Below are 18,885 nucleotides of genomic sequence, written 5' to 3'. Positions count from 1 at the left end.
CTTTTCAGTAGACGTTTAAACATTACTTTACTTGTATACCATGTTCATCGGCTTTGGTTAAGATAATTTGATGATCTGGAAATTTATTTTTCATAGCTTTTACAAAATCGTCAGCAATAGTGGTTGGAACAATGGAAATAAGCGTTGGTCCCGCTCCACTTAATGCTGTTCCAAATGCACCATTCGCCTTAGCCTCTTTATGAATTTCTGTATAGTTTGGAATTAATTTTGCTCGGAATGGCTCATGGAATAAATCAGCTTCCATATAGCGACCTGCCCGCTTGAAATCACGTGCCATTAATGCAGCTGCGAGCATATTGGCATTTGCTGAAGCATGCACTGCATATGTGCGTTCAAATTGCTCTGGTAGCACAGAACGAGATTCGCTTGTTTTTAGTTCAACATCCGGTACAAAGACCACAAAGGCAGCATCAATATCATTGACATGGAATGTATCGACAATGCCGTTCTCATTCATTGAGGAAATGGTTAAGCCACCTAATACTGAGGCGGTTGCATTATCTGGATGTCCTTCAATTTGTGAGGATAAATTAAGTTTATCTTGCACAGATAAGCCTAACTCACAGACCTGGTTAGCAAGCTCGATGCCAGCCACAATAACGGCTGCGCTACTTCCTAAACCACGTGCTAATGGAAGCTCACTTGCCATCTCTACACGACACGCAGGAAGCTGTTTTCCGAATTGATCAGCAATTTTTTTGGCAATTACGTATAGTAAATGCTCCTCTAACTCAAACTCTTTAGGACCATTATCATCGAGATGGATAATTTCCCAGTATTCTTGAACAGAAACAGTTAGCTTTAAGTAAAGGGACAAGCCAAGTCCTATTGAATCAAAGCCAGGGCCTAGATTGGCTGTGCTCCCAGGAACTGAGATTTGCCACATTTTACTCATAGTACGCCCTCAATGTATTGGCGAATTTCTTCTTCATTATTTTTAAGAGAAACAACCTCTACTGTTGAAACATTCATTGCAGTATCAGGATCTTTTAGTCCATTACCTGTGAATATTGTAACAACTTTTGAGCCTTTAGCGATTTTGCCATTTTCAACAGATTTAATAACACCAGCTAATGATGCAGCAGAGCCTGGTTCTACGAAAATGCCCTCTGTACCAGCAATTAATCTATAGGCTGTAACGATTTCTTCGTCTGTAACGGAATCAATAATGCCCCCAGATTCATCTCGAGCTGCCTCTGCTAATTTCCAACTTGCTGGATTTCCGATACGTATTGCTGTTGCTACAGTTTCTGGTTCAGCAATTGGTTCTCCTTTTACAATGGCTGCGGCACCTTCCGCTTCAAAGCCATACATCTTTGGAAGACCACAGCTTTTTGCAGCGTTGTATTCTTTAAAGCCCTTCCAGTATGCAGTAATGTTGCCTGCATTACCAACAGGGATGCATAGATAATCTGGTGCTGCTCCTAAAGCATCTACGATTTCGAATGAGGCTGTTTTTTGGCCCTCAATCCGGTATGGATTTACTGAGTTTACAAGAGCTACAGGAGTAGTTTCACTTACTTGACGGACAATGTTTAAGGCATCGTCAAAGTTTCCGTCGATTTCGATAATCTTTGCTCCATACATTGTTGCCTGTGCTAGCTTTCCTAGAGCTACTTTGCCCTTAGGAATAACTACAATTGACTGGATTCCAGCACGTGTTGCATAAGCAGCAGCTGCGGCTGAAGTGTTACCTGTAGACGCACAGATTACGCATTTGCTTCCATCTTCAATGGCCTTTGCAACGGCAAATACCATACCTCTATCTTTGAATGAGCCTGTTGGATTTGCCCCTTCGATTTTTCCATAAAGCTCAATCCCAAGTTTTTTGGATAAGTTTACTAAATGTATAAGAGGTGTATTACCTTCGTTTAAAGTTAGGGCAGGTGTATTTTCTGTTACGGGTAAAAATTGTTTATATTCTTCAATTAAGCCTTTCCACATAACGTTTACGATCTCCTTTTGTTCTTATAGAAAGAACAGTTGTTTTTGTATAAAAGACATTTTAACGCAAATCGTACTATATTTTCAATAGCATTTAAGAAATTGTCGAAACAATTCGGTAATTTGAATATTGCTTGTCACTTTCTTGAAACAACTGTATAGTATACACATAATGTAAAGTCAAGTGTAAAGACAGGTGGTTATATGACAACAAACACAGTTAAAACAAATAAGACTCAACAATCTATCTCGCGTAATAAGCTTTTGGGGGTAGCGGGTGTTGGCTGGCTTTTCGATGCAATGGATGTAGGAATTTTATCGTTCGTCATTGCAGCTCTAGCGGCGGATTGGGGGCTAGCACCTAATCAATCAGGTTGGATAGGCAGCATTAATTCTATCGGAATGGCTGTAGGGGCACTCGTTTTTGGTGTATTTGCTGATAAAGTAGGCAGAAAACAAATTTTTATGTGGACATTGGTATTGTTTTCGATTGCAAGTGGTTTATCAGCGTTTACAACTTCTTTATTTGCATTTATGGCTTTACGCTTTTTAGTAGGCATGGGGCTTGGTGGAGAGCTTCCTGTTGCCTCAACATTAGTTTCTGAAAGTGTTGAAGCTAAGGAAAGAGGAAGGGTAGTTGTTTTACTAGAAAGCTTCTGGGCAGCAGGGTGGTTAATTGCAGCACTGATTTCCTATTTTGTTATTCCTACATGGGGCTGGCGTGTTGCTTTATTGTTAACAGCGCTTCCAGCAGTATATGCAATTTATCTTCGCTGGCATTTACCAGATTCCCCTCAGTTTACGGTAAAAGCGGAATCGAAGAAACGTAGTATAGGACAAAATATTGGAGAAGTATGGTCGAAGAAATATGCGCGTTCCACTTTTATGCTGTGGGTGCTATGGTTCACGGTAGTATTTTCTTATTACGGAATGTTTTTATGGCTTCCTAGTGTTATGGTTGGTAAAGGATTTGATATGATCTCAAGCTTTAAGTATGTGCTTATTATGACACTTGCTCAGCTACCTGGCTATTTCACTGCCGCGTGGTTTATTGAAAAATTTGGGCGGAAATTTATACTTGTTTCCTATTTAATTGGAACGGCTGTAAGTGCTTTCATTTTTGGGAATGCTGAGACGCTGGCAGTCTTGTTAACGTCTGGGATGTTTTTGTCATTCTTTAATTTAGGAGCGTGGGGTGCTCTTTATGCTTATACTCCTGAGCAGTATCCGGCTGTGATTCGTGGTACAGGTGCGGGGATGGCGGCAGCAGTTGGGCGTATTGGCGGTATTTTTGGTCCTCTGCTAGTAGGTTCATTATTAACAGCAGGTTATGATATTGGTTTTATTTTTGCAATTTTCTGCGGAGCTATCATTATTGGCGTTGTTGGAGTGCTATTTTTAGGAAAAGAGACAAAACAAATCGAATTAGATTAATAAAATTAGAAATGTCTTGGATTATTAATAGTCCAAGACATTTTGCTTTTTTACAAAAAAGCTATTAATTATTGCTCTTTTAATACATAAAAATTAGATTTTGTTAATTTTTATACAATTATTTTCTTGAATCTGTTAAAATAAAAAATCAATATAAAGTTCCTTTCAATTAATTAAGTTGATAAAGATACTAGGGTTAGTGAAAATATAATGAATTTTTGTCAATTTATTGCGAACTATCATATTAGCAAGTTAAAGCGCTAAAGATTTTTCTGAAAAGTCATTGTATTCAAATTGTAATCGTGATACTGTATTTTTAATCGAATTTAGAGTCAGTAGTAAACAATCTCCATTCGTGATAATTTCATTGAAAGAAAGGTTGTTAGGGATGAGCATTAATGAAGAAATAAAAAGAAGGTTTGTTAGGTTATCGAAGGGACAACGTAAAGTTGCACAATTTGTTATGAACAACCCCACGGCTGTAATTGGTAACGGTGCGGCTGAAGTTGGGAGGCAAGCAAATGTGAGTGAATCGACAGTTATCCGTTTTTGCTATGCGATGGATTTATCGGGTTATGTAGAGCTTCAGGAAGAAATTAGAGGGTATTTATTGTCACAAAATGGGACAACTCTTCAACCTACATATACTTCAAATAAACAGCAAAACACAGGATTTGGTAAGATTATGCAACGTGATAGTCAAAATATTCAAGATACGATCCATCTGATTAATGATAGTATGCTACAGAAAAGTTCGAAATGGATGCATACGGCTGATAATATTTATATTTTAGGTACTCGTCAAGCGGCATCTATTGCAAACTGGTTATCATACACACTAAGAACTTTACGCTCAAACGTTAAGCAGCTTCGTTCAGATTCCGATGATATTGTTCAACAAATTAACAGCATGGGAGAGCATACAACGTTAATCGTTTTCTCATTTGATAAGCATACCAACGATATAAAAACTATCGTTGAAATTGCGAAGATGAAGAAGGTAAAAATAATTGCCATTACAGGATCAGCTTTGTCACCTATTCGTGATTATGCAAGTGCAATATTTGCACTTGGTATGAAAAACCAAACGCCTCTTGATATTGTCCCCGTTTTATTTTCGTTTCTACATGCGTTAATTGAGGAAATGATTAGTCAGGATAAGGCGCAATATGATAAATATCAGCAATCCTATGAACAAGTAGAAAATAATTTATTATTCTTAGATGCAGCAAGAGAAAAGCAAGTTTTTTAAGGCATTAGGCGCGTAGAACGTTACTGTTCTATGCGTTTTTTTAGAAAACAGAAAAAAAGATGCCCAAATAAGTTTTAGACACCTTGAAAAGAAGCTTATAAAATTTTACTGAAGCTGTATTCGTTCATGTAGCGATTGTTTAACTTAATGGCGTTTTTTCGAATTCCTTCTTGCTGAAAACCTAATTTGTTGAATAAATTTAAGGCGATATCATTATGCTCCATAACAGACAATTCTAAGCGTGAGATTTCTCGCTGTTTAGACCATTTCTCAACTGCCTCCATGAGTGCTAAACCAATTCCTTTTCCTTGGTACTCTTCCTTAACAGCTAGGTGAATAGATGCAACGTGTTTATTTTTTGAATGCTTGTGGCCATGGATAACTGCATAGCCAGCAAAACTACCATTTAAAATACAAAGTAAAATTGTTCTGTTTTTTAGTTGCTTCCAGTAGGTTAAATTTTTACGAAGCTGTTGTACAGTTAAATCCAATTCATCTTGGACATTATACATAAAGTCAGTTTGTTCAAAAATCTCTTCCTGTAAATGTATAAATGATCTAGCATCTGATGCTTCGATTGCTCGGATTATGTAGGCAGATGGGATGTCATCATCATTAGAGATACTATTCGCTGTAGCCTTCATTTGTGTACGTGAGAAAGTTACACTAGTTCCAAGTTTAATGTCAATGACGTAGTAACCTGCATTTGTCCATGTCAAATAGTGTGTAAGAGGAGGCTTTGTTTTTTTCCACCAGCTTTTATTCAAGTAAGCTGCATTTGGTAAGGCTTGTCCCATAATATTTTCGAGTTCGCTAAAGGATAAAGTAATTTCTTGTTGTAAAGCTACTTCAAAATAATTTGCTAAAGGAATATACTTTTTTTCCATCTTCTTTGTCATTGTAATCCCCATTTCCTGTATATCCTAAAATATAGACTATCTGATAATAGCATAAACTTATGGTTTCTTAAATATAAAAACGCAACTATATATCTATTTATTTCAATTATTTTTAATGAAGTATTAATAATTAATAATAAATGTTAAAAATAGGATGGTAAAAAAATATAAAACCATAGTTATTGAGGAGAATATTCATTTTCTAGATAACCTATGTATCCTCTTTAACCTATGGGAAAAGTAAGGCATGTGATATGTAGAAATTATTTTGGTATACGGAAAATATCGAAGGGATTTTTAATGCAAGTATATTGCAAGCACTGATAGACAAAGTTTTACTTTCTATCACGATAGTTCATAGGGTATGATAAAATAAAATAAATGTTATTGCTATTTAGGAGGAGTAATTTTAATGAGTAAAGTTTTAGTTTTTGGTCATAAAAATCCAGATACAGACACAATTACATCTGCTATTGTCTATGCATATTTAAAGCAACAGATAGGGATAGATGCTGAAGCAGTTCGTCTAGGTGAAGTAAACAACGAAACACAGTTTGCTTTAGATAAATTTGGCTTTGAGGCACCACGTTCCATCTCATCAGTAGTAGGAGCAGAACAAGTAATTCTTGTAGACCACAATGAATTTCAACAATCTGCTGATGGCATTGAAGAAGTGCAAATTACAGAGGTAATTGATCATCACCGTATTGCCAACTTCCAAACAGCTGATCCTTTATACTACCGAGCTGAACCTGTGGGCTGTACTGCTACAATTTTAAATAAAATTTTCAAGGAGAATAGTATTGAAATACCTGCAAATATTGCGGGATTAATGCTTTCTGCTATTGTTTCAGATACATTACTATTCAAATCACCTACTTGTACAGAGCAAGATATAAAAGCTGGTGAGGAACTAGCGTCGATTGCAGGAGTTGACATCGCAGAATACGGTTTAGCAATGTTGAAAGCAGGTGCTGACCTTTCAGATAAATCATTAGAGGATCTATTATCATTAGATGCAAAAGAGTTCCAGTTTGGGGAATATAAATCTGTAGTTGCTCAGGTAAACGCTGTTGATATTAATGACGTGCTTGGACGCCAAGAGGAATTAGAAATTTTATTAAATAAAAATGTTGCAGAAAATGGATTAGATTTATTCTTTTTTGTTGTGACAGATATTTTAAATAATGATTCAACAGCTGTTGCAATTGGACAAGTAGCAGAGGCTGCAGCAAAAGGATTTGGAGCTGAGTTAGTAAATAATCGAGTTATTTTACCGGGTGTTGTATCTCGTAAAAAACAAATTGTGCCAGTTTTAACGGATGCATTGAAATAATAGAGAAAAGAGGTTGTCTTCGAAAAAGACAGCCTCTTTTATTCTAATTTTAAAGGTTGTACAGCAGGACCTTCAAGAACTTCTCCCTTGGCATTGAAGCGGGAGCCATGACACGGGCAATCCCAAGTTTCATCAGCTTCATTCCATTTTGTTTTACAGCCTAAATGCGTGCAAGTTGGTGTATTGGCATGTCTAAGATAGCCACTGATAAATTCCTTGGCTACAAATCCTCCTACTTTAAGCATTTGCATAAATTGAGCACCAAATTTTGTACGTGCTGGTGAATAAAGAGCGATTGCACCGTCTTCACTCCTTGAGCCTGTAATCAAGGAAGACAATATATCTCCAGCTACAAATGAGTTAGAGATTCCCCATTTACGGTAACCAGTTGCAATGAGGACATTAGGCTGCGATTTTGAAATTCTTCCCACATAAGGAATCATGTCAGGTGTTTCAATATCCTGTGCGGACCAACGATAGATTGGTTCTTGTTCGAAATGTGCCCTCATTTCTCCTTCGATGGCTTCATAATAGGGTTCTGTGTTCGCTTTTTCACCTGCAATATGGTTAGCACCACCTAACACTAAATAATGCTCATTGTTTATGGTAGCTGTACGAATTGAACGAGATGGGAAATCTACACAGAGATACTGTCCTTGCATCGTTTCTTTAATTTTGCTAGCGACCATATAGGAGCGGCTGTTAGAAAGCTTAAAAAGATGTAGCCCTTTAAAGGCTTCAATTGGGTAATGTGAACACAAAATAAGTTTGTTATATTGAACCGACATATTATTTTCGGTATGTAAATTATTTTGTGATATGTTTAATTGCTGCACACGAGTATTTGTATAGAGTTTTGCACCCATTGATAATGCTTCTTTTGCTAGAAAATTACAAACCTCCACTGGATTTATTTGCGCCTGCTGCGACATACTAAGTGCTTTTGTAATTGGGAAAGGAAGCTCTGTTTCAGAAGTGATCTTTGCTCTGATATTTAAAACTTTGTAGGCATTCCATTCTTTTAATAGCTGTGCATATCCTGTTTTTGTTTGGCAATAAAGTAATGAATCCACTTGCTGGACACTATTCTTCGGAAGTAATTGCATCGCTTTTTCAATAGCGAGCTGATTGAGCTGATAATAAAGCCTGGCTTCCTCTACTGATAGTTTTTCAATAAGTTCTGAATAAACTAGGCTATGCTGTGCAGTTAATTTTCCTGTTGAATGACCGGTCGTACCATGGCCTAAATGTGTATTTGCTTCAAGTAAGACTACGTCAACACCCGATTTTGCCAAGGTATAGGCTGTATAGAGACCTGTCAAGCCTCCTCCGATAATGCATACATCACAAGTTGTAGAAGCATTTAGAGATGTTAACGAGATGGAATCAGATGTTGCAAGCCAAAGAGATTGTGTCATACATAAAATCCTCACATTGTTTTTACGTTCAGTATGTAGATAGGATTGAAAATTTATGCAAAGAAGCATAAAAATTGCCTTGCTATAAGATCTATCGCTACAATGTAGCAAAAAGGAGTGTGTTGGATGATGAAAATTGAAATATGGTCAGATTATGTATGTCCATTTTGTTATATTGGAAAAAAACAGCTTGAGCAGGCAATAGAGGATACAGGTTTTGCAGGGCAGGTGGAGCTTGTATATAAAAGCTATCAACTTGATCCAACTACACCTGTTGATACAAATGTATCCACGTTTGAAGCTTTAGCGAAAAAGTATGGTATGTCTTTAGAAAAAGCAAAGGAAATGACGCAAGGCGTGGCAGCTAGGGCCAAAGAGGTTGGTCTAAACTATAATTTCGATAGGCTTATGGAAGAAAATACTTTAAAGGCACATCGTCTAGTGAAATGGGCGGAGCAGCAAGGGGATGCTACAGCACTTGTAGAAGCACTTTTACATGGTTATTTTATTGAAGCAAAACGGATTGGACATGATAATGTATTAGTCGATATTGCTGAGCAAGTAGGTATGAATCGTGATGAAGTTGCGAAAGTTCTTGCGTCTGATGAGTATAAAAGTGAGGTTGAATCGGACATTCAGGAAGGGCTAGAACTTGGTGTACGTGGTGTACCGTTCTTCGTTGTCAATCGTAAGTATGGTATTTCAGGTGCCCAACCACAGGAAGTATTTGAAGATACTTTGCGTAAAGTGGCACAGGAAGAGGGTTTACAGCCAGCATTAAAAATGGCCGGCACTGACGAAACTGGTGTATGCACAGACGAAAGCTGTAAGTTTTAAATTAAGGTAGTCAACATTAATATGTCTATATAAGTATTTCAGTCAAAAGTATAAAATTAATAGTGTTGACTTTTGACTGAAAATTTTTTAGACTAAGGAAGTCATATATCTCGAAATCAAGATATATTAAATTATGATTTAAAGGGAGATTTTATATAATGAATGTATTAGTAGTAAAAGCTAACAACCGACCAGATGGTATTTCAACTAAAATGTATGAGACATTTATGGAAAATGTAAAAGGTGTTAATGTTACAACGTTTGACGTGTATAAAGAAGATATGCCTTATTTTGGTCAAGATCTTTTTAATGCTTTTGGTAAAGTACAAAATGGCGGAGAGTTAACTGACATCGAGTCTCGTCTTTTAGCTGCAAAGCAAAAAGCAATGGATGCTTTAACTGCAGCTGATGTAGTTGTATTTGCTTTCCCACTTTGGAACCTAACAATTCCAGCTACATTACAAACTTTCATTGATTATGTATACCAAGCTGGATACACATTCAAATACAATGAGCAAGGACAAATGGAGAGCTTAATGACAGACAAAAAAGCAATTATTTTAAATGCACGTGGTGGTTACTACTCTTCACCAGAAGCTCAACCATTAGAAATGGCAGTTAACTATATTAAAAATATTGCAGGTGGCGTATTCGGTATGGAAATTATCGAAGAAGTTGTTATTGAAGGACACAATGCTTCACCAGATAAAGCTCAAGAAATTATTGCAAATGGCCTAGAAGAAGTTAAAAAAGTAGCCCAATCTTTACAATCTGTCCATGCATAACCAATATTTTTTTAACAAAAGTTCTCTCTAATCTGAGAGGACTTTTTTTATTGGTGTAGTAGAGGTACGGTAGTGGTATAGTGATCTAACATGTTGAAGCTATACACTTAATGTTAATTTACATTAAATAACATCATATGGTGAAAAATAAGGAGAAGTGGTATTAATCTGTGATTTTCAAGTAAAGTGCTTTGCTAATCATTCAAAAGTACATACAATTAGGTCTATTTATTCAGTAAATATATAAATTAGTATAATATAATAGAAATTGTAGGAAAATAATAGATTTCTAAGGAGGTTGTTACATGAATAAGAAATTAATGACTAATTTTTTTGCAATGTTACTTATTTTATTCACATTGCTACCATTTGGACTGTCTACAAATGCTGCATCGAACGATGTGACACGTGGAGATTTCGTGAAAGAATTAGTGGGAAAATTAAACGTTGAGCTAGGCGATGGTTCAAACCTGTCCTTCACTGATGTTCCAAAGGATTTAGCTCCTTATGTGGAAAAAGCAGTAGAACTGAACTTGATTAAAGGTAAAAGTGCCACATCGTTTGGACCAAATGATAAATTAACACGTCAACAGGCTTTTGTTATATCTGCTCGTGGACTAGTTAATGAAAACGCTTCATTTTCAGTGTTAGATAAATTCAAGGATGCTCATTTAATTGCTAAGACACATAAGCAAGATTTAGCAAATGCTGTTGCAGCAAATATTTTACAAGGCTTTGATGATAACACAATTCGCCCCCGTGACTATGTGACATCAGCGCAAATGCAAAGTATTGTGGAACGTTTTGTAGCTGAATATAAATTACCAGCAGCTAAGACCACAATGGATCTACAAATTTTAGGGACGACAGATATCCATACGAACCTAGCTAATTATAATTATTACTTAGATGCTGATTCAGCCGATGTAGGATTAGCGAATACCGCTGCATTAATTGAACAAGCACGTGCTGAGAATCCAAACACATTATTGTTCGATAATGGCGATTTAATTCAAGGAACGCCATTAGGTTCTTATAAGGCGTTGGAAAACGTATTAAAGCCTGGTGAAGTTCATCCAGCGATTGCAGCACTTAATGCATTGAAATATGATGGTGGTACGTTAGGTAACCACGAATTCAACTACGGTTTAGCGTTTTTAGATGAGGTATTAAATGATGCACAATATCCAGTCGTAAATGCAAACACTTATGATGCTAAAACAAAAAAGCATATGTATACGCCTTATGTCATTTTAGATAAAGAGGTTGTAGATCATACAGGTAAAAAGCACACACTTAAAATAGGTGTTACAGGTATCGTACCAACAAAAATTGTTGAGTGGGATGCGATTCATTTAGCAGGTAAAGTTGATATGCAGAAACCTGTTGAAGCGGTAAAAGAAATTGTGCCAGAAATACAAAAAGCAGGTGCAGATGTAATCGTCGTTCTTTCACATTCAGGTATAGGTGAAGATACGTATGTGGAAGGCGCAGAAAACGTTGGTTATCAAATTGCTCAAATCGAAGGTATTGATGCGTTAATTACAGGTCACTCTCATTTAACATTCCCAGGTGACTATAAGGATCTTAAAAATGTAGATCAAGAAAAAGGGACAATTAATGGAGTACCTACTGTTATGGCTGGTAGCTACGGTAGTCATCTTGGTGTTATTGATTTAAAGCTAGAGCTACAGGGCTCAAAATGGGTTGTTGTGGATGGACAAGGTTCTATTCACTCTATTAAAAAAGAGGGATTACAGCCTTCTAAAACAGTTTTAAATGCGATTAAGGAAGCCCATGAAGGTACTTTAAAGTATATTCGCCAACCTGTTGGTGAGACAACTGCACCAATCCATAGTTACTTCTCTATGGTGCAAGATGATCCTTCTATTCAAATTGTTACACAGGCTCAAAAATGGTTTGTCGAAAAGGAATTAAAAGGTACTGCTGATGAAAAGACACCACTGCTTTCTGCTGGTGCACCTTTCAAAGCAGGTTCTCGTAATAATCCTGCTGATTATACAAATATTCCTGTAGGTCCTCTTGCAATTAAAAATATGGCAGATATTTACCATTATGATAACACTGTTGCAACGATTAAAGTGACAGGTGCTCAAGCTATTGAATGGTTAGAGATGGCTGCAGGCATTTTTGCAACAATTGATCCAAATAAAACAGAAGAGCAAAATATTATCGATCCAGAGGCACGTTCTTATAATTTCGACGTGCTAGATGGTTTAACTTATCAAATTGATGTGACATCGCCAGCAAAATATGATCGTCGTGGTAATCTTACTGATGAAAAGGCAAATCGTATTAAGAATGTACAATATGCTGGTAAACCGATTGATTTAAAACAAGAATTCATCATTATTACAAACAATTACCGTGTTGGCGGCTCATATGGGGCGACATTTAAAAATGCTAATGGCTCTAATGTAACGAATTATGCGTATGAAAATCGCCAAGCTGTTGTTGATTACATTATGGACAATAAAACAATAAATCCTGCTGCTGACAATAACTGGTCGTTTGTACCATTCCCAGCAAATACAAAGGTTATTTACCAAACTGCAAAGGATGCTCAAAAAGTTATCCCAGCAGGTAGCTCTATTAAATATTTGGGAGATACAGTGGGCGGCTTCGGTAAATATTTAATTCAATAATGAAATTGAAAAGAAGAGCGCGAGTTAATCGCTGCTCTTCTTATTTTGCCGTTCAAATGTATGATAACGTGTGCCTTGGAACGTTAGTAATCCAAAGTCGCCATCTGCAAGTAGTCCAAAATCACGACCATTCATTTTTAGCTCTATCCGATCACCACTTTGTACCTCAAACGTTACATAATAGGATGTCTGGGCACTAGTGTTACCAGACCCTCCACTTGTATTGGATCGTTTCGTAACGACTTTAGCTGGTACTGTTAAAACAGGTGAGTTATTGTTTTTTGACCATTGTAAAATGCTGTTAAAAACAGTGAACACGATACCTCCAATAACAATTAAAAAGATTATTGAAATAAAAATAGACACAAATGAAAAATCATTAAACAAAAACATAAAATCCTCCTTACTATGTTACAGCTAAAACCGTTATATTGGATTTAATTCAAGGTCAACAACAACATCAATTTCATCACTAATTAATACACCACCTGTTTCAAGCAGCGTGTTATACACTAAATTAAATTCTCGACGGTCAATTTGTGTCTTTGCTTGGAAGCCATATACCTCTTGTGCCCAAGGGTTCACTCCGTTCCCGGTATATATTGTAGTAAATATAATAGGCTTCGTTATGTTTTTAATAGTTAAATCACCATGAATAGCATATTCTTTATCTCCAAGTTTTTTGATATCTGTGGATGTAAATAATATTTTAGGATAAACATCGGCATCGAAAAAGTCAGGAGATACAAGGTGAACATCTCGATCGAAATTTTTTGTGGAAACACTTGCAACTGCGATGGTAAAGGAAATGCTTCCACCTTCCACTTGTTCAATATCTGGTAAAGCTATTTCTGCATTGTACGATTCGAATGTACCATGTATTTTTGATATCATCATATGTTTTACTGAAAAGCCGATCGTTGAATGGCTAAAATCAATTGCATACTTTTTCACTGGAAAATCCCCCTAAAAATAGTATCTTACAACGAATGATAGAGTAAAAAATTCAATGATTCAATGGATTACTGATAAAAATGCCTAAATATACTTTAAATAAACGTGTAATTTGTGAATATTTAAAATTACTATAAGAAAGTATGAACGTTATTGAGGATTGCTTGGCTTTTGAAAGATTCATATTGAGAAAAGAGAAGGCATATAGTGAGTTGTCTTGTGCATGATTATTTTTTGACTACGGTTATTTTGAAAGAAGATAAAGTAAAGGTTTAGATTTTATATCATTTAATGTAAATTTCTGTATGGTAACTTAAATAATTCATAATCAAGCTCAAACTTACTTTTAGTAATTAAATATACATATGTAAATTAATTACTTGGTGTAAATAAGTTACTTCAAATTTACTTTTGTAAAAAGAATCGTTACAATAGAGTACATAAGAGGTGAAAAAAATGAATGAGACAACTTTATGTCCTCGTTTAGCTAAAGCAATGGATTTAATTGGAAAGCGCTGGACAGGGCTAATTTTATATCAACTATTAGATGGACCACAGCGATTTAATGAGATTGAGTCTGCTTTACCTGTAAGTGGCCGTTTGTTATCAGAACGTTTAAAGGAGCTAGAAAAAGAAGGGCTTGTGGAGCGAAAAGTGTATTCAGAAGTTCCAGTACGTGTCGAGTATTCGTTAACGGATAAGGGGAAGGCGTTAGAAGGAGCTATTCGCAATATCGAATCATGGGCAACAAGCTGGCTTTAAAAGAAGCCTATATAAGGTAAAAAAATTTCTTGGAATGGTCTTGAATTTTCTTTATAATATTCAACATCTCTGCACAGGGTGTTTTGCAACCCATGAAAACGAGATAAAATACCCTTCATTTTACTTGTCAAATCGAGGTTCTAAATCCATACTAGTGTAGAGTAAGAAGGATGTTAGAAAGGAATTAGCTCTCATGACAAAAGAACAATGGGCATTGGATTTAGCACAAAGCATAAATCCAGCCAATATTAAATTAAATGAATCATTACAACAATATACGATGACTAAATTAGGCGGTAAGGCAGACGTTTTTGTTTTACCTGAAACAGAAGAAGAAGCGATATCCGTTATTCGCTATGCGCATATAAATAGTATTCCGTTATTAATGTTAGGTAATGGGTCCAATATGGTTGTTCGTGATGGCGGACATCGAGGGATCGTTGTTACATTTTCATATTTAGATGAAATTCATATAGCAGATGACCATGTTTACGCGCAAAGCGGCGCACTCATAAAGGATGTATCTAAATTAGCTGCTGCTGCCTCTTTAACAGGCTTTGAATTTGCTTGTGGTATTCCAGGCTCAATTGGTGGAGCGATGGCTATGAATGCAGGAGCCTATGGTGGAGAAATTAAGGATATTATTATTTCCTCTAAGGTGCTAACTAAAGATGGGAATGTTTTGATACTAAACAAAGAAGAGCTTGAACTAGGGTACCGTAAAAGTATTATTGCTAAAAAGGGTTACTATGTACTGTCATCGGAATTTCAGTTAGCTAAAGGTGTGCAGGAAGAAATTGACGCTAAAATTGCAGATTTAACGTTCCAACGAGAATCCAAGCAGCCATTAGAATACCCATCTGCAGGGAGTGTTTTTAAGCGTCCTCCAGGTCACTTTGCAGGGAAGCTTATTCAAGATAGTGGCCTACAAGGAAAAGGCGTAGGTGACGCAGAGGTTTCAACGAAGCATGCAGGCTTTATTGTGAATAAAGGCAATGCCACAGCCTCTGATTATATCGCAACAATCCAAATGGTACAGCGGGTAGTGAAGGAAAAGTTCGGTATTGATTTGGAGACAGAAGTAAAAATAGTTGGTGATGACTTATAGCATACTACGCTCTTCGCTAATGGCGGGGGGCGTTTTTTGGGGGGAGAGAGGAAAATGAAATTTATATCTTGGAATGTTAATGGAATTAGAGCCTGTTTGAGCAAAGGTTTTTTAGATTTCTTCAATAGCATGGATGCTGATTTTTTCTGTATACAAGAAACCAAGTGTCAGGCAGGACAAGTTGAGCTATCTATTGAAGGATATGAGCAGTATTGGAACTACGCACAGAAGAAGGGCTACTCGGGAACGGCTATCTTTACAAAGCATACGCCACTTTCTGTACATTATGGTGTAGGTGAAGATATTTCTCAGGATGAGGGGCGAATTATTACGTTAGAGTATGAAGATTTCTACCTTGTAAATGTCTATACACCAAACGCTCAGCGTGATTTAGCACGATTACCTCTACGTTTAGAGTGGGAGAGTCGGCTAGCTTTATATTTACAGGAGCTAGATGCCAAGAAGCCTATCGTATACTGCGGAGACTTAAATGTTGCTCATACGGAGATTGATTTAAAAAATGCAAAATCGAATATCGGAAATTCTGGTTTTACATATGAAGAACGTGCCAAAATGTCAGAGCTTTTAGCAAGTGGTTTTATCGATTCCTTCCGTCACCTATATCCTGAAAAAACAGACCACTATACTTGGTGGTCTTATATGAATAAAGTCCGTGAACGCAATATTGGCTGGCGTATTGATTATTTTATTGTTTCTGAGAGATTAAAAGACAGCATAGAAGAGGCGAATATTCATGCACATATTTTAGGAAGCGATCATTGTCCAATTGAATTACAGCTTCATATTTAGTATTAAAAAATCGTATTTTTCTATTAGGGAAAATACGATTTTTTTAACATTCCTCAGTAGTATGGATGATTCATATTTTTTATACTGTCCATGTTCTATAAATCGCTAAATTTCGCTAATTTTTTTACATTTAAAAGGATTTAGCAGGCGAAAATCAGAATATATTGCAAAGAAGGGGGTTGGCATGTGAGAAAGTTTACATGGAAAAAGTGGCTGCTGGCTACTATCGTTTTTTTAGCAGTAGTTGCGATTGCGCTATTTATCAGCTTTACGTGGTTCATGAATAAATCAAAGCCAGTAATTGATGGGGAGCTTGCTGTAAATGTGTTGGAGCAGGATGTAAGTGTCACAAGGGATGACAAGGGGGTCCCTCATATATTCGCTCAGACAGATGCAGATTTGTATCGTGCACAGGGCTATATACAGGCACAAGATAGACTGTTTCAAATGGATTTAGCTCGTAGACAGGCAAGTGGTCGCTTGTCAGAGATAATTGGAGAGGCAACCATTAATTCAGATAAGCATTTTCGAACGTTTAGTTTACGAGATGCAGCTGAAAAGTCATTATCTGCCTACGATCCAGAAAGCAAGCAGGTACTTGAATGGTTTGCAGAGGGTGTAAATGCTTTTATTGCAGAGGCAAAAGAAAAAAATACGTTAAGCTATGAATTTGCATTATTAGGCTATGAACCAGAGGATTGGTCTGTGGAAGACTCTCTAACAATTGGAAAATATATGGCTTATGATTTAGGTGGAAATTGGAACGCACTTGCATTCCGTCATTGGGCTTTACAAAATTTTGGTGAAGACAAAGCGAAAGAATTATTTATGAAATATCCTGAAAATGCGTCATCTATTATTGAAGCCAATAAGGAAAATCCAGTTGCAGTAGCAGGGCAATTTCAAGCTGATTTATTGCCAAACGAATTTAATGGTAGTAATAACTGGGTAGTATCAGGTGAAAAAACAGCATCAGGCACACCCATTTTAGCAGATGATCCACATCTAGGATTAAGCACACCGTCAATTTGGTATCAAATGCACCTAAATTCACCTGAACAAAACGTTAGTGGCGTAATTTTTGCAGGTATTCCCGGCATTATTTTAGGACACAACGATGACATCGCTTGGGGAGTTACCAATGTTGGACCTGATGTACAGGATTTATATATTGAAATACCGAATCCAGATAATCCAACTCAATATCGCTATGATGGTAAATGGGAGCAAGCAGAGGTACGTGATGAATCAATCAAGGTAAAGGATGGAGATACAGTAGATTTTGAAGTAGTTGTTACAAGACATGGTCCGATTATGACTAATTTAGCATTTAAGGATACGGAGCCGACAGCACAATTTGCCATGCAGTGGACGGCACTTCAGCCAACTGCAGAGTTAAGTGCGATTTTGGGTTTCAATAAGGCGAAATCGTGGAATGAATTTGAAAAAGCGTTAGAGGATTTCAAAGCACCCGCTCAAAATTTTGTATTTGCTTCAAAGGATGGAACGATTGCTTATAAAGCCAATGGTCAAATACCAATTCGAAAGCAGGGTGATGGACAGCTGCCAGTTCCAGGGGATTCTAGTGACTACGGCTGGGAGGGCTTTATCCCATGGGATGAGCTACCGACTATAATCAACCCAAAGGAAGGCTTTATCGCAACAGCAAATAATGAAGTTATTGGAGAGGAATATCCTTATCATATTACGAACTTTTGGGCACAGCCTTATCGTTTTGAGCGAATTAAGGAAGTGTTAGCTGCAAATGATTCCATAACAGTGGAAGATATGATGCGACTACAAATGGATCAGCAGAATCTATATGCACGCGAGTTTTTACCAAATTTATTAGCATCAATTAAATCAAAAAATCACGATGGAAAGTACGCAGAGATTATTAAATTGTTAGAAGAATGGGATATGATAGATGCCAAAGAATCAGGTGCTCCACTAGTCTTCCATACATTGATGGTAAAGCTTCAGGAAGTATTATTTAAAGATCAGATGCCTGAAGATATGTATAAATTAATGTCTGGGAAGTTTAATATTACTGATCAGCTTTTACGTTCAGCATATGCAGGAGATAAGAGTATTTGGATGGAAGAGCAAGGTGGTGTGGATACAACTGTTTATAAGGCATTCGAACTTACCGTAGCGCAATTAGAAGACCAATTTGGTCAAAATGTATCGAAATGGCAATGGGGCGACTTCCATCAGCTTACTTTTGATCATACATTAGGCAGTGCTTCACCAATTCTTGCGGCATATTTTAATGCTAAAAAGGTCCCTATTGGCGGCTCCAAGGTTACTGTTCAAGCTGCCGATAATGATGCGGCAGGAAATGTAGATCATGGTGCATCATGGCGTTTTGTTGTAGATGCGGGGGATTTAAGCTCAGCCTATCATATCGTTGGCCCAGGACAAAGCGGGCATGTAAAATCAAATTGGTATCAAGACCAAGTAATAGATTGGGCAAATGGAGTTTATCATCAAACCTTTGTGAGAAAAGAAGATATTAAGGGGAAAACATTACTATTAAAAGCAAAATAAATAAAAATCAGCGTACAAGAATGTGCGCTGATTTTTTTTTATTTCGTAAGTGCATGATTGAAATTTTTTTATGGAAATAATGATATAAATCCTATACATTCAAATAATC

Annotated in this window: 16 protein-coding genes; 10 read left to right on the top strand and 6 right to left on the bottom strand. The window is 36.7% G+C overall.

Features of this window, described 5'->3' with window-relative positions; translation table 11 throughout:
• Positions 1–22: 22 nt before the first annotated feature.
• The gene (gene thrB, locus QNH24_RS23780; RefSeq protein ID WP_283869833.1) at positions 23–916 is read right to left on the bottom strand and encodes a homoserine kinase; all 894 of its coding nucleotides are present in this window, start codon (positions 914–916) and stop codon (positions 23–25) included.
• Positions 913–1,965, bottom strand: coding sequence for a threonine synthase (gene thrC, locus QNH24_RS23775; protein WP_283869832.1), 1,053 nt, complete (start codon positions 1,963–1,965; stop codon positions 913–915). Before thrC ends, thrB begins: the two co-directional genes overlap by 4 nt.
• 204 nt (positions 1,966–2,169) lie before the next feature.
• On the opposite strand from thrC, the gene QNH24_RS23770 reads away from it, so the two are divergent.
• Positions 2,170–3,399, top strand: a complete 1,230-nt coding sequence (locus tag QNH24_RS23770; RefSeq protein WP_283869831.1) for an MFS transporter — start codon at positions 2,170–2,172, stop codon at positions 3,397–3,399.
• A gap of 388 nt (positions 3,400–3,787) precedes the next feature.
• Positions 3,788–4,651 (top strand): MurR/RpiR family transcriptional regulator, encoded by an 864-nt coding sequence (locus QNH24_RS23765; RefSeq protein WP_283869830.1) that lies wholly within the window; start codon positions 3,788–3,790, stop codon positions 4,649–4,651.
• Between the two features lie 95 nt (positions 4,652–4,746).
• Here the strand turns inward: QNH24_RS23765 and QNH24_RS23760 are convergent, their stop codons facing one another.
• Positions 4,747–5,550 carry a GNAT family N-acetyltransferase gene (locus QNH24_RS23760; RefSeq protein ID WP_283869829.1) on the bottom strand — a complete coding sequence of 268 codons (804 nt, stop codon included), beginning with the start codon at positions 5,548–5,550 and terminating at the stop codon, positions 4,747–4,749.
• Positions 5,551–5,962: 412 nt separating this feature from the next.
• Between QNH24_RS23760 and QNH24_RS23755 the strand changes: the two genes are divergently transcribed.
• Complete coding sequence (locus QNH24_RS23755) at positions 5,963–6,886, top strand: manganese-dependent inorganic pyrophosphatase (RefSeq protein ID WP_283869828.1); 924 nt, start codon at positions 5,963–5,965, stop codon at positions 6,884–6,886.
• A 38-nt stretch (positions 6,887–6,924) separates the two neighbouring features.
• On the opposite strand, the gene QNH24_RS23750 is transcribed toward QNH24_RS23755, so the two are convergent.
• Positions 6,925–8,304 (bottom strand): FAD-dependent oxidoreductase, encoded by a 1,380-nt coding sequence (locus QNH24_RS23750; protein WP_283869827.1) that lies wholly within the window; start codon positions 8,302–8,304, stop codon positions 6,925–6,927.
• A gap of 129 nt (positions 8,305–8,433) precedes the next feature.
• Between QNH24_RS23750 and QNH24_RS23745 the strand changes: the two genes are divergently transcribed.
• From QNH24_RS23745 to QNH24_RS23735, 3 genes are all read left to right on the top strand, one after another.
• Positions 8,434–9,141, top strand: a complete 708-nt coding sequence (locus tag QNH24_RS23745) for a DsbA family oxidoreductase (RefSeq protein WP_283872931.1) — start codon at positions 8,434–8,436, stop codon at positions 9,139–9,141.
• Positions 9,142–9,299: 158 nt separating this feature from the next.
• The gene (locus QNH24_RS23740) at positions 9,300–9,926 is read left to right on the top strand and encodes an FMN-dependent NADH-azoreductase (RefSeq protein ID WP_283869826.1); all 627 of its coding nucleotides are present in this window, start codon (positions 9,300–9,302) and stop codon (positions 9,924–9,926) included.
• A 305-nt stretch (positions 9,927–10,231) separates the two neighbouring features.
• Positions 10,232–12,592, top strand: coding sequence for a bifunctional 2',3'-cyclic-nucleotide 2'-phosphodiesterase/3'-nucleotidase (locus QNH24_RS23735; RefSeq protein WP_283869825.1), 2,361 nt, complete (start codon positions 10,232–10,234; stop codon positions 12,590–12,592).
• Positions 12,593–12,616: 24 nt separating this feature from the next.
• On the opposite strand, the gene QNH24_RS23730 is transcribed toward QNH24_RS23735, so the two are convergent.
• A complete protein-coding gene (locus tag QNH24_RS23730; protein WP_283869824.1) occupies positions 12,617–12,985 on the bottom strand; it encodes a DUF2500 domain-containing protein in 369 nt (122 codons plus the stop codon).
• 33 nt (positions 12,986–13,018) lie between these two features.
• Positions 13,019–13,546 carry a YceI family protein gene (locus QNH24_RS23725; protein WP_283869823.1) on the bottom strand — a complete coding sequence of 176 codons (528 nt, stop codon included), beginning with the start codon at positions 13,544–13,546 and terminating at the stop codon, positions 13,019–13,021.
• Between the two features lie 456 nt (positions 13,547–14,002).
• On the opposite strand from QNH24_RS23725, the gene QNH24_RS23720 reads away from it, so the two are divergent.
• The 4 genes from QNH24_RS23720 (at position 14,003) to QNH24_RS23705 (ending at position 18,776) form a co-directional block, all read left to right on the top strand.
• On the top strand, positions 14,003–14,308 hold the full coding sequence (locus QNH24_RS23720) for a winged helix-turn-helix transcriptional regulator (RefSeq protein WP_054771027.1): 306 nt from the start codon (positions 14,003–14,005) through the stop codon (positions 14,306–14,308).
• Between the two features lie 193 nt (positions 14,309–14,501).
• Positions 14,502–15,416 (top strand): UDP-N-acetylmuramate dehydrogenase, encoded by a 915-nt coding sequence (gene murB / locus QNH24_RS23715; protein WP_283869822.1) that lies wholly within the window; start codon positions 14,502–14,504, stop codon positions 15,414–15,416.
• A gap of 54 nt (positions 15,417–15,470) precedes the next feature.
• Complete coding sequence (locus QNH24_RS23710; protein WP_283869821.1) at positions 15,471–16,226, top strand: exodeoxyribonuclease III; 756 nt, start codon at positions 15,471–15,473, stop codon at positions 16,224–16,226.
• A gap of 186 nt (positions 16,227–16,412) precedes the next feature.
• Positions 16,413–18,776, top strand: coding sequence for a penicillin acylase family protein (locus tag QNH24_RS23705; RefSeq protein WP_283869820.1), 2,364 nt, complete (start codon positions 16,413–16,415; stop codon positions 18,774–18,776).
• Positions 18,777–18,885 lie beyond the last annotated feature (109 nt).

It is taken from the genome of Lysinibacillus pakistanensis, assembly GCF_030123245.1.
Taxonomy (GTDB): domain Bacteria; phylum Bacillota; class Bacilli; order Bacillales_A; family Planococcaceae; genus Lysinibacillus; species Lysinibacillus pakistanensis.
This window is presented reverse-complemented; position numbering and strand designations above follow the sequence as displayed.